Origin of the sequence: Luxibacter massiliensis (assembly GCF_900604355.1) — a bacterium.
In the GTDB taxonomy this organism is placed as follows: domain Bacteria; phylum Bacillota; class Clostridia; order Lachnospirales; family Lachnospiraceae; genus Luxibacter; species Luxibacter massiliensis.
Genome location: NZ_UWOE01000001.1, coordinates 977,382 through 989,676, shown reverse-complemented (window position 1 = coordinate 989,676; position 12,295 = coordinate 977,382). Strand labels below are relative to the sequence as shown.

The following is a 12,295-nucleotide window of genomic DNA, read 5'->3' as shown; positions in this document are numbered from 1 at the left end:
GAAATTATATTTTACAGCCGCGGCCTTTTGTTTACAGATACTCTACATTGACAGCTGTGTAACCCAGTCTTTCAACCACTTTTTTCAGCTCCTCTTCTTTAAGCCTTTGTTTCATCCGGATTGTGCCGTTGCCTGCCTGTGAATCCACCTTCGCCCAGACGCCTTCCATACTGTTAAAAGCATTTTCAATGCGCTGCCCACAATTTGTACAGGTCATCCCTTCAATCTGCACCTTGCTGATATACGGGTAGTGCGCCGTATTTTTGTCCTTTGGCTTCACCTTTTTAACTGCATCTCCGCCGCCGCAGCACCCCTGGGTCAGTTTCTTTGCATAGCTTCTTACCCCCAATACACAAATAAGTATAATAACCACACATATAATTCCTGTTGCCATAACCATCCACTCCTATCTTTTCTTTCTTAAATTATTTAGGCACAACCCTGCAGTCCCCCTGCAGGGAACAGCATTTTGGCTCCATGAGTTAGCTTTAGCTAACCATATCATACACCAAGATTTTAATCTTGTAAAGCTGTGGCCTGACAGACTCCTATGCCAAATTTTCCGGCCCAAACCCCTCTGGGAACAGTTCTTCCAGGCGGTATATCTTATAACACGCCTCATCTACTGCCAGGATCACCTGAAAACTCCCGGGATTACAAAACTCCATCATCACCTGCCTGCATACTCCGCAGGGAGCAGTAAAGCCGGTCAGCCTGCCGTCTTTGCCCCCCACGATGCAGATTGCCCGAAACTTGCTGACGCCTTCACTGACCGCCTTATAAAAGGCTGTCCTCTCCGCACAATTTGACGGGGTATAGGCGGCGTTTTCAATATTGCAGCCTTTATATATATTTCCATTGTCTGCCAGCAATGCCGCCCCCACTTTAAAACCTGAATAAGGTGAGTAGGAATATGCCATTGCCTCTGTTGCCTCCCGGATCAGCCTTTTCACTTCCTGCGCCTGGATATCTCCCATATTATTTTTTCCTCTCATCTTCTCTTATTAACTCCCTTATGGCCTCAATGGCTGTGCGGATTGCCCCGTCCGTATCATGTACCACGGGATTATAAAGGCCCTGCTTTGCCCTCTCCTGATTGGCCAGGACAACAAACACAGACCCCACCCTCACTTTCAGGCTCCCTGCCACAACAAACAGCGCTGCAGACTCCATCTCCGATGCCTTACAGCCCAGCTTCACCCATGCGTCCCATTTACTCATCAGCTCATATCCCACCGGCTTTGTCATGGGGGAGTGCTGCCCATAAAAAGAATCCTTACACTGCACCACGCCTACATGGTATGGAAGCCTCAGCTTCCCTGCGGCACGTACAAGGGCTGCTGTGACCTCAAAATCCGGCACCGCTGGAAATTCGATAGGGGCGTACTCCCTGCTGGTTCCCTCCATGCGGACTGCACCATTGGCAATCACTAAGTCTCCGCTCTTCACATTCAGATCCATGCCTCCGCTGGTTCCCACCCTTATAAAAGTATCAGCTCCAGCCATCACCAGCTCTTCCATGGCTATTGCCGCAGAGGGGCCGCCGATTCCCGTAGAAGTGACGCTCACCCTTTCATGGCCAAGCATACCTGTATAAGTGACATACTCCCTGCTGTCCGCTATCAGCTCTGGATGCTCCAGATAGGCCGCGATCTTTTCACAGCGCTTTGGGTCGCCGGGGAGAATTACGTAGCGCCCCACATCCCCGGGGCCCGCCTGAATATGATATAGCTTTCCTTCATTTTCCGAATAATTTACCATACACTTTCCCTCCAAACATATAAAGTATAAGATACATCTGACCCTGCCTCTTAGCCTTAAGGGCCTTAACTTTCACAATGCTCCAGAAAGCAGCCTTCCTCATGGGAATAAATAATGCCTATGGCCTGCATATAAGAATAAATAATTGTGGTGCCCACAAATTTCATTCCCCGCTTCTTTAGATCCTTTGAGACTGCATCGGACAATGGCGAATATGCCAATCCTGTCTCATAGATGATTCTGCCCTCTGTCCATTGCCATATATAATTAGAAAAACTCTGGAACTCCCTCTGTATCTCACAGAATACTTGTGCATTATTGACAGCCGCCTTTATTTTCAGCTTATTTCGGATAATTCTTGAATCCCCCATCAGCCGCTCTATGTCCGCTTCCTGGTATGCACAGATTTTGCTTAAGTCAAAGCTGTCGAATGCCTCCCTGAATGCCTCCCGTTTATTGAGTACACATTCCCAGGACAGTCCGGCCTGAAAAGATTCCAAAACCAGCATCTCAAATAAATGGCCGTCGTCATATACAGGAATCCCCCATTCCCTGTCATGGTACTGAATATATGCCTCATTTTTGGGGTTCGCCCACCTGCACCTTATCCGCCCGTCGCTCCACTCCATATTCCTATTCCCGCCTTTCCTCCCAGCAGCCAAAAACAAATAGCAGCCATTCACTCTGCCATATGATTAGCATAATGGACCTGTTCCTCTCAGACCACCACCGTATTCTTTTATCATTTTATCATAACAGCCAAGGAACAACAATTCATTTATGATACAGTAATTTTTTGGTGATAATGTCACGGAATAAACTATGTAAACTTGATATAATAAATTTAAAAAGATAGGAGGTACATTAAATGTTAAGATTAAAAGATAAAGTAGCCATTATTACTGGCGGAAGTCGTGGTATAGGCTTTGCTACTGCAGACAGATTTTTAGAGGAAGGGGCCAAAGTCATTATCGCTGCCAGCTCCCAGGAAACTACTGCCAAGGCAGTCAGTAAATTAAAGGAAATGCATCCCGGTTCTGTGATAGATGGAATCTATCCAAATCTCTCTAGTTTGGAGTCTGTCCGCCAGGCATTCCAGGAAGCCACATCCAAATATGGCTGTGTAGATATTCTGGTCAATAATGCAGGCATATCTGAAAGTACTCCGTTTATGGAATATACAGAAGAAGATTTTGACAAAACTATGGATTTAAATGTCAAGGGTGTGTTTAATGCCACACGGGCAGCCAGTGAATGTATGGTGGCCCGGGGAACAGGGGTCATTCTCTCCACCTCTTCTATGGTCAGTATCTATGGCCAGCCAAGCGGCGTGGCCTACCCCACATCCAAGTTTGCAGTCAACGGACTGACCGTCTCTCTTGCCCGGGAATTGGGGCCAAAAGGTATCCGAGTAAATGCCGTTGCGCCAGGCATTACAGAGACAGACATGATGAAAGCAGTTCCCAAAGAGGTCATCGAGCCAATGATCCAGCAAATTCCCTTACGCCGCCTGGGACAGCCTGTGGATATTGCAAATGCATTTGTATTCCTTGCCTCAGAGGAAGCTTCTTATATTACAGGCGTTGTCCTGCGTGTGGACGGTATGGCCAGGACATAATTTAAAAACAGGTATATGCGCCTTTGCAAGAAAAATAGAGGAACCGATAAAAAAGGAGAATACACATGGGATTTTTAAATTTTCTGCAAGGCCCTGATATTAATCAGGGAATCAACGAATATGGGAAAACAGCAGGGGCAGTGCTGTTAGATGTACGTACGGTACAGGAATACAGGGAAGGGCATATTCCTGACAGCCAAAACCTTCCCCTTCAGTCGTTGGAGGGAATCAGCAAAATTGCCGGGAGCAAAGATACTCCCCTTTTTGTATACTGCCATAGCGGAAGCAGAAGCCGCCAGGCCGTAGGCGCCCTGAGCAGGATGGGATACACAAGTGTAAAAAATATAGGCGGCATAGCTGCTTACTCAGGAAAGGTGGTACATTAATATGAAAACTGTAATTATCGGCGGGGTAGCAGGAGGCGCCACAGCGGCAGCCCGGATACGCAGGCTGGATGAACAGGCGGAAATTATTGTTTTTGAACGTTCTGGATATGTTTCTTATGCGAACTGCGGATTGCCCTACTATATTGGAGGGATTATTGAAGACCCGGAAGAGCTCACCCTTCAGACTCCTGAAAGCTTTTTCTCCAGGTTCCATGTCACAATGAAAGTACATCACGAAGTAACCTCCATTGACCCAAAGGAGAAAAAAGTTTCCGTGAAGAACCTGGAAACAGGAGAAGAATTTGAGGAAAGTTATGATAAGCTGCTTCTGTCTCCCGGCGCAAAACCAACTCAGCCGCGGCTGCCAGGGGCAGGTTTGGACAAATTATTTACCCTGCGTACAGTGGAAGACACTTTTCGCATCAAGGAATATATCGCCCAGAACAACCCTAAATCTGTTGTTCTTGCAGGGGGAGGGTTTATCGGCCTGGAACTGGCAGAAAACCTTCGAGAACTGGGCATGGAGGTAACTATTGTCCAGCGGCCAAAACAATTAATGAACCCTTTTGATTCAGATATGGCCTCTTTTATACACAGCGAAGTAAGAAAGCATGGAATACGTCTGGCTCTCGGGCATACGGTAGAAGGATTCGAGGAAAAAGATGGAAAAGTGGCAGTCTTATTAAAGGATGAGAGTCCCCTCACTGCAGATATGGTTGTTCTGGCCATCGGCGTAACCCCTGATACGCCTCTTGCTAAGAAGGCCGGCCTTGCACTCGGCATGAAAGACAGTATCCTTGTAAATGACAGGATGGAGACCAGTCTTCCGGATATTTATGCAGTCGGGGACGCGGTACAGGTAAAGCATTATGTCACAGGGTCAGACGCCCTGATTTCTCTGGCCGGCCCGGCAAATAAACAGGGCAGGATTGCCGCAGATAATATTTGCGGCGGTGACAGCAAATACCAAGGCTCCCAGGGAAGCTCCGTAATCAAAGTCTTCAGCCTCACTGCTGCTGCCACGGGCGTCAATGAGACAAACGCTAAAAAAGCTGGACTGGATGTTGACGCCATCATCCTCTCTCCCATGAGCCACGCAGGTTATTACCCAGGGGGCAGGCTAATGACCATGAAAGTAGTTTTTGAGAAAAATACATTCAGGCTGCTTGGCGCCCAGATTGTCGGCTATGAAGGTGTAGATAAACGCATTGATGTGCTGGCCACAGCAATTCACGCAGGAATGTCTGTAATTGCATTAAAAGATCTGGACCTGGCTTATGCGCCTCCCTACTCTTCTGCCAAAGACCCTGTCAATATGGCTGGGTTTATGGCGGAGAATATAGCAAAGGGGATCCTAAAACAGTTCCATTTAGAGGATGTGGCACAGCTGCCTCATGACGGCTCAGTTACTCTTTTGGATACCCGCACTGCCGGCGAGTATGCAGGCGGCCATATTGAAGGATTTGTAAACATTCCAGTAGATGGACTCCGGGAGCGCCTTGACGAGATTGATAAAGGCAAACCAGTCTATGTCATCTGCCAGAGCGGCCTGCGCAGCTACATTGCAGCACGTATCCTGGCTGGGAATGGGTTTGACTGTTATAATTTTTCAGGCGGCTTCCGCTTCTATAACGCAGTCATGCATGAACGGGGCCTGATCCAGTCATCCTCTCCATGTGGCATAGATAACCCAAAAGCCTGACGGCAGGTCCGATGCACAGCGCTGGGCGGGGAATGTAAGATTCCCCTAAGGGCAGAAAGCTATTAACATCTAAAAGTCTGTTTGGATGCTAACAGGGAGCAGAGTCCTATTCTAACGAAAGACAGGACTCTGCTTAAATTTTATATAATTGATTTCTGTGTTTTTAATTCTGCATTTGCTTTTTCTACTTTCATTTTTGACATGATAATTGTGATTATCAGCGTTATGACGAAAGGAATCCATAAAAACATGATCCTTAGCATCTGTAAACAAGAATCCGGCTGTATGGTTAATTTCTCATTAAATCCACTAAGCGCCAGAAGCCACCCTGAAATCGCAGTTCCCAAGCCTCCGCCAAGCTTCACGCCCAATGATGTACAGGAATACATGGTTCCATCAACACGTTTCTTCTTTGTCAGATAGGTGTACTCAGAGCATTCTGCAATCACTGCATTCATATCCCCCTGCCATGGGCCAGTGCCAAAAGAAGCCAATGCCGTAAATGCAATCATCAGTTCCACACTTCCCAGATATGCCGCTGCAACTACAAGCATACGCCCAGCTGTTCCAATCATATAACCTGTCAGATTTAATTTATACATTCCTTTCCATTTGGCAACCAAAGACGGAGTGATCAGAAGTGCAATAATCAGCGGTATATTGCTTGCCCATGAGAATACTGGATATAATTCTTTATTGAACAAAATATACATCATGTAATAGAGGCCCATATTTACCATGGCTATATAAATCTGCTGCAGGATATATGTGGCGCAGATCATCACATAATACTTGTTAGAAAATAATAATTTAGCGGCATCAATCAAGGTATACTTTTCATCCACTCCCGATTTTCCAATATCCTCCGCCAGTTCTTCTTCTGAAAGTTCCTTCACTGACATCGCCGACAGGGTGTTGACAATCAAGCCGATCACAGCATAAATAACGGCCACTGTCCTCCATCCTGCTGCTCCGCCCCCAAGGCTGTCCACAAAAGCAAGTGTTACGGACTGAATCAAAAGGCTGGTAGAAAAAGCAAAGATAAAACGATATGACCCCATCTCCACTCTTTCTTTATTATTCTTCGTGATTAAAGCCGTCAGTGCAGAATACGCAATGTTATTTGCCGTATAAAATACTGCGTTAAGCAATGTATATGCGATGAAAAACCACGCATACTGTGCAAACTCCCCCGCATCCTCTGGAATCGCAAAAATTGCTGCCAGTGTGACTGCACATCCAATGTATCCATAAAGCATCCATGGCCTGGCTTTTCCCATCTTGCTTTTGGTTTTATCAATCATGGACCCGAAAAAAACATCCGTTATTCCATCAAAGAGTTTTGAAACTGCAATCAATGTACCTACAATACCTGCATTCAGACCTACTGTATTGGTAAGATAAATCATAACAAAGGAGGTGAGAAACGCATAGACCATGTTTCCTGCAATATCTCCTGAGCCATAACCAACTTTGTTATACCATTTTAAGTATTTCTTTTCTTCCATCTTTGTTCTCCCATTTTTATTTATCATTTCCTGTATGGTATCAGCATAATTCTAAATTCAAACCCAGGACTGTCTAATCTGTACTTTTCTGCCAGTTCTGGGCCGCAGCTGTTTGACCCAATACCGTTTTGTGCATAATCCAGGCATAAAACCGTATTTTCAGAAGGCTGCAGTTCAAAGTTATGTTTTTTTGCGGTCAGCTCTTCTTGTGTATAAACAGAGGCATTGAATGAAAATGTTGTCTCCGACATTACTGCCAGCTTACAGTGTTCTCCTTCTGCCGTCACATAAGAACAATCATAATGACTCCCGTTTTCCTGGGGTTTGATGTAATCCTCATGTAATTCACTTACCTGTGCAGTATAAATGCCATGGCTGGAAGCTCTGTGCTTATCGCAGTAGCTCTCAGCCGGGCCCATACCATAATAGCTCACATGGTCCAATGTTTTATTCAGGAACAGGCGCAGGCCGAATCTTGGAAGCATGGGGAATTCCGGGAGCCGTTCTACTTTCATATGCAGGCTGATTGCCCCCCTTCCATCTATTTTCCAGGTGGTATCCATATTCAATATTTTCTGGATCCCATTGGCTGCCAAAGACATATGGCATTGGACTGCCACCGTACTCTCTGCTCTTTCCACACGGGAATCATATGCCCGTACAGATGTCTTATCATACTTTGCCCTGTACCACTCTTTCTGGATGTACATATCATTATCTGTGGGTGCACGCCAGATATTAACTTCCATCGGTTTTTCAATTTGTTCCACGCCGTTATACTCTAAACTGGAAAATAACCCTGTCCGCTTATCCAATCTATATTTAAACCCGTTTCCTTCAAGCTCTACAAATGTATCGGTTTCATCTACTTTCATTGCAGCATCATGACTTCCAAACTTTTCAATATCCTGTACTACTTCCTGGTTCCTCTGATCTGTATTTTCAAGTGCAATTTCATCAAACCCGAGCAGATGGCCGGACGGAACTAACGCAGCCGCTTTTGTGGAGTAATAAGTAATCTTTAAGAATGCCCTTCCTTTCTCCGGAATCTCAATGGGAAGCTCTACTGTTGCAGACTTCTGTGGTTCAATAGAGATGGATGGCAGCTCTCCCTCTTCTCTGATATAGCCGTCACAGCCCACTTCATATTTCATCTGAATATAGTCTTTGGCGTTTGTAAAATCTAAATAATTATGGAATGTAATCTTCTTATCTTTCTGGTCAAAGGATAAGACCCTGATTGGCCTGTAAACGTTCTTATATTCCAGCAGTCCAGTGTGCGGCCTTCTGTCTGGATAAACCAGGCCGTCCATACAAAAGTTGCCGTCATGTACTTCCTCTTTGTGGTCTCCGCCATAGTAATACATTTCTTTCCCGTTGTCAGCCAAACCTTTATAGATACCATGGTCACACCATTCCCAGACAAATCCGCCGCACATTATTTTCTCTGCATGGAATTTCTGAAAATAATCCTCAAAATCTCCAGGCCCGTTTCCCATAGAATGGCTGTACTCAATCAAAATAAAGGGCTTATCCGGGTGGCCCTCCAGGTATTCATCTATCTCATGAAACGGCGGATACATTCTGCTGAATAAGTCCAGGTTGGAGAATTCATATTTCCGTTTTCCACCATGATATCTTGCACTTTCAAAATGTGTAAGGCGTGTGGGGTCGAACTCCTTAGTCCATTTCAGCGCTTCTTCAAAGGTACATCCGTATGCACACTCATTTCCCATAGACCAGATAACAATACAAGGTCTGTTTTTTTCTCTCTCCACACAGCGTTTTACTCTGTCTACGGTTGCCCCTACAAAGTCTGGATTGTCGGAAATGGCCTCATTCCAGCGCTTACTCTTATTTTCAAATTCGTTATTTTCATAATAGATTTCAGAGGGTCCATGGCTTTCGTTGTCAGCTTCATCCACAACAAAGAATCCATATTCATCGCATAGCTGGTAAAAGAACGGGGCATTTGGATAATGACTGGAACGGATTGCATTGAAATTGTGCTGCTTCATCATTTCCATATCCTTCTTGATCTTGTCAATAGAAATGGTGAACCCAGTAACCGGGTCAGAATCATGTCTGTTTACACCACGGAAAATAATCGGTTTTCCATTGAAGTGCACCACATTATTTTCGATATATATTTCACGGACGCCCACTCTGTCTGTTATTACCTCATTCTCTGTTTCAAAAACAATCCTATATAGATATGGAGATTCTGGGTTCCAAAGCTTTGGGTTTTTTATAACCAGATCAATCCTTGCTGCCCCACATTCTTCTGTCTTAAAAACCACACTTTCTTCTGCCACCGTAACACCATCTGCATCTATCATGCTGACTTTGGTTGGAACGGCATTCCCAAGATACTTGATTTCTACGTTTACCACTGCCTTTATATCCGTGTGGGAGGTCCTAATATAATAGTCATACATGCACTGTTGAGGCCGGTTCAGTAAATACACATCGTTAAAAATACCGCTCATACGGAACTTGTCCTGGTCTTCCAGGTAACTGCCGTCACACCATTTCAGAACCAGCGCTGCAACACGGTTTTTTCCTTCCTGGAGAATTTCCGTCACATCAAATTCGCTGGTAGAATGGGAAACCTGGCTATATCCAACATACTCCCCATTGACCCACACATAGAAACACGAATCAACCCCTTCAAATACTAAGTATGCTCTTGGCGCCGACTCGTCTTTTTTGTATTCAAAATCATATACATATGTCCCACATGGATTATCCTGCGGCACATAGGGTGGGTCAAATGGAAACGGATACCGGACATTTGTATATTGATGGGAATCATAACCATAATTCTGCCATACTCCCGGAACCCACACTTCATCAAACTGACTTACATCAAAGGCCCTTTCGTAGAATTTTTCCTGTAAGTCATAAATGCTTTCATAATATCGGAACCTCCATTTCCCATTTAATAATTGGAAGCGGTCTGATTCTTCACGGTGTTCCACTAAAGAATCCATTGCCCTAGACGCAGGAATATAATAACTGCGGTTCGGCATTGTATTTTCATGCAGCACGTGAAGATTTTCATAATGTCTTGGTATAAGCACTTAAATTACCTCCTTCTTGAATTTTTGGGTTTTTTTTGTGTCTCCTTATTCTCCTATTTTTTTATGCCCTGAAGGGTCCCCCTCAATGCATTCCCTTTAGGTAAAATTATATACAAGGGGATATTCTATTAACATGAATTAGATTGGACAAAACATGCACAAAATGATACAATTTATATATTATTTTCATGATTATGGACAAAATCATTCTGGAAGGAGGTTTTGCTATGTATGTAGATTCTGCTTATTGGCATAATAAGGCACTTGACTTCAAAGACAAAAGGCATTCTTTGTTTGTCACCAGCTGCGGAACCTACCGCCTGCTCACAAAGCCAAAGCTTCCGACTAACAGGCCCCGCGGCAGAATCGATTATCAGATACTCTATATTGCTTCTGGCAAGGCCCATTTTTATTTTAACGGTATAGAAGAAATTGTTGCTGCCGGTAACATGGTCATTTACCGCCCTAAAGAGGAGCAGCGCTATTACTACTATGGGGCTGACCATACGGAAGTATATTGGGTGCATTTTACTGGCAGCAATGTAAAAAATATTCTGAGAAAATACGGCATCCCAGATAAGGCACATGTGATTCATACCGGCACTTCTTTGGAATATAAACATATTTTTTTGCAGATGATCCGTGAATTGAAATTGTGTAAAGAGGATTATGAAGAATTGCTTGTCAATTATCTGAAACAACTTTTGATTATGCTGCATCGGTTAATGGGCCGCAAGCCCAAAGGCAGGAACCGCCTGCTTATGGAAGAAATGGACTCTGCAGTTTCGTATTTCCACGAAAATTATAATAAGCCCATTAGCATCGAAGAATACGCCGCCGGGCGCCATATGAGCATCAGTTGGTTCATTAGGAATTTCAAAGAATATACAGAAGCAACGCCAGCTCAATATATTCAATCCTTACGCATCTCTAACGCGCAGACGCTGCTTGAGACAACTAATTACAATGTTTCCGAGATTGCTCAAATTCTCGGGTATGACGACCCATTTTACTTTAGCCGCGTTTTCAAAAAGCAAAGCGGATTGTCACCTACTGAATTCCGCAGACAGCTTCAGCAAGATACCTAATTTATATCTAAAGGGCGCTCCACAATACATGGCCTTTCGACGGGCGGATTCCGTCTAACAAGGTTTATCCAAAGGATATGCATTGTGGGGCGTCCTGCTGAAGAGGGCCTATCTTACTTAAAGGGCATAGGGTAAGGAGTATTCCGGGTACAGTTTTCTCTACCACCTTTAGACTGTGCCTGCCCTTATAAAGATTGCTGTGTGATATATTTTTCCCTATAATAATTTCTGTATTCTCTCGGACTCATTTTATACATTTCCCGAAACACTCTGTTAAATGTCCGCTGGCTCTGAAAGCCTGCATTCAGGCAAATATCAGTAATAGGCTCATCGGAACACTCTAATAATGAAATCACATAATTCATTCTCTGCTCATTTAAGTATTGATTATAATTCTTATGAAATGTTGCAGAGAACACCCGGGATAAGACATATTTACTGACTCCTAGATCTTTTGCCATCCTCTCTAATTTAATTTCTTCTCTAAAATGTGCCGCCACATAAGATACTGTACGAAAAATAATATCTCCACTTCCCAAACTGTCTTTTTCAACCAGGTGAAAACATGGCAGGCTTCTGGCCACAATAATTTGTATATAGCACTGCTCCACAATAGAGTCCCTGACCTGTTCGCGGGCCAGGCAGCAGACCGCATTGATAATATCCCCATGTACATTCTCTTTTTTAATCACCGGATTATCTGGACAATATTTCTGAAGATTCCCAACAAACTGCCCTGCATAAGAAAGCGGCGGGTATAAATAATACGCTTTGCTGCACTCCTTAGAAAATACTTGGTAATGATGTATCATATTCGGGAATACAATTGCAAAATCCCCCTTTTCCATATGAAAAAACTCCTGCCCAACGCCTAATTCCAATGTTCCTTCTGTTACATACACAATTTCCAGGTTATCATGTAAATGCGGCGGATAATGCTTTGACACCTTATGCACAATATTAAATTGTTCCTTTTTTTCTTCATACATAGAAATCATCTACATCCCCTCCTAAACAAAATTTGACTACTTTTTATTCACATTTGGCAAGTAATACTCCCCCCTGATGGTTTAGAATAAACTTGTAAATAAAAGAAAGGAGAAGTATAATATGAAAAAAATAATCAACTATTTAAACTATGTTATGAAT

11 protein-coding genes are annotated in these 12,295 nt (G+C 43.9%); 4 read left to right on the top strand and 7 right to left on the bottom strand.

Annotated features, from left to right (window positions below; all coding sequences use genetic code 11):
• Positions 1-31: 31 nt before the first annotated feature.
• The 4 genes from EFA47_RS04745 to EFA47_RS04730 form a co-directional block, all read right to left on the bottom strand.
• The gene (locus EFA47_RS04745; RefSeq protein WP_122642212.1) at positions 32-394 is read right to left on the bottom strand and encodes a heavy-metal-associated domain-containing protein; all 363 of its coding nucleotides are present in this window, start codon (positions 392-394) and stop codon (positions 32-34) included.
• A 154-nt stretch (positions 395-548) separates the two neighbouring features.
• A complete protein-coding gene (locus tag EFA47_RS04740; RefSeq protein WP_122644406.1) occupies positions 549-977 on the bottom strand; it encodes a cytidine deaminase in 429 nt (142 codons plus the stop codon).
• A gap of 1 nt (position 978) precedes the next feature.
• Positions 979-1,761, bottom strand: a complete 783-nt coding sequence (gene udp / locus EFA47_RS04735; protein ID WP_122642211.1) for a uridine phosphorylase — start codon at positions 1,759-1,761, stop codon at positions 979-981.
• A gap of 65 nt (positions 1,762-1,826) precedes the next feature.
• A complete protein-coding gene (locus EFA47_RS04730) occupies positions 1,827-2,390 on the bottom strand; it encodes a DNA-3-methyladenine glycosylase I (protein ID WP_122642210.1) in 564 nt (187 codons plus the stop codon).
• 239 nt (positions 2,391-2,629) lie between these two features.
• On the opposite strand from EFA47_RS04730, the gene EFA47_RS04725 reads away from it, so the two are divergent.
• The 3 genes from EFA47_RS04725 (at position 2,630) to EFA47_RS04715 (ending at position 5,467) form a co-directional block, all read left to right on the top strand.
• Positions 2,630-3,379 carry an SDR family NAD(P)-dependent oxidoreductase gene (locus tag EFA47_RS04725; RefSeq protein ID WP_122642209.1) on the top strand — a complete coding sequence of 250 codons (750 nt, stop codon included), beginning with the start codon at positions 2,630-2,632 and terminating at the stop codon, positions 3,377-3,379.
• Between the two features lie 65 nt (positions 3,380-3,444).
• Positions 3,445-3,765: a rhodanese-like domain-containing protein gene (locus tag EFA47_RS04720; RefSeq protein WP_122642208.1), complete on the top strand. Its 321-nt coding sequence runs from the start codon at positions 3,445-3,447 to the stop codon at positions 3,763-3,765.
• Position 3,766: 1 nt separating this feature from the next.
• Entirely contained in the window at positions 3,767-5,467 is a 1,701-nt protein-coding gene (locus EFA47_RS04715; RefSeq protein WP_122642207.1) for an FAD-dependent oxidoreductase, read from the top strand.
• Between the two features lie 140 nt (positions 5,468-5,607).
• Here EFA47_RS04715 and EFA47_RS04710 read toward each other — a convergent pair whose 3' ends face one another.
• Positions 5,608-6,975 carry an MFS transporter gene (locus EFA47_RS04710; RefSeq protein WP_122642206.1) on the bottom strand — a complete coding sequence of 456 codons (1,368 nt, stop codon included), beginning with the start codon at positions 6,973-6,975 and terminating at the stop codon, positions 5,608-5,610.
• Between the two features lie 23 nt (positions 6,976-6,998).
• Positions 6,999-10,058 carry a glycoside hydrolase family 2 TIM barrel-domain containing protein gene (locus EFA47_RS04705; RefSeq protein ID WP_122642205.1) on the bottom strand — a complete coding sequence of 1,020 codons (3,060 nt, stop codon included), beginning with the start codon at positions 10,056-10,058 and terminating at the stop codon, positions 6,999-7,001.
• A 227-nt stretch (positions 10,059-10,285) separates the two neighbouring features.
• On the opposite strand from EFA47_RS04705, the gene EFA47_RS04700 reads away from it, so the two are divergent.
• A complete protein-coding gene (locus tag EFA47_RS04700) occupies positions 10,286-11,146 on the top strand; it encodes an AraC family transcriptional regulator (RefSeq protein WP_122642204.1) in 861 nt (286 codons plus the stop codon).
• A 185-nt stretch (positions 11,147-11,331) separates the two neighbouring features.
• Here the strand turns inward: EFA47_RS04700 and EFA47_RS04695 are convergent, their stop codons facing one another.
• Positions 11,332-12,144: an AraC family transcriptional regulator gene (locus EFA47_RS04695; RefSeq protein ID WP_122642203.1), complete on the bottom strand. Its 813-nt coding sequence runs from the start codon at positions 12,142-12,144 to the stop codon at positions 11,332-11,334.
• Positions 12,145-12,295 lie beyond the last annotated feature (151 nt).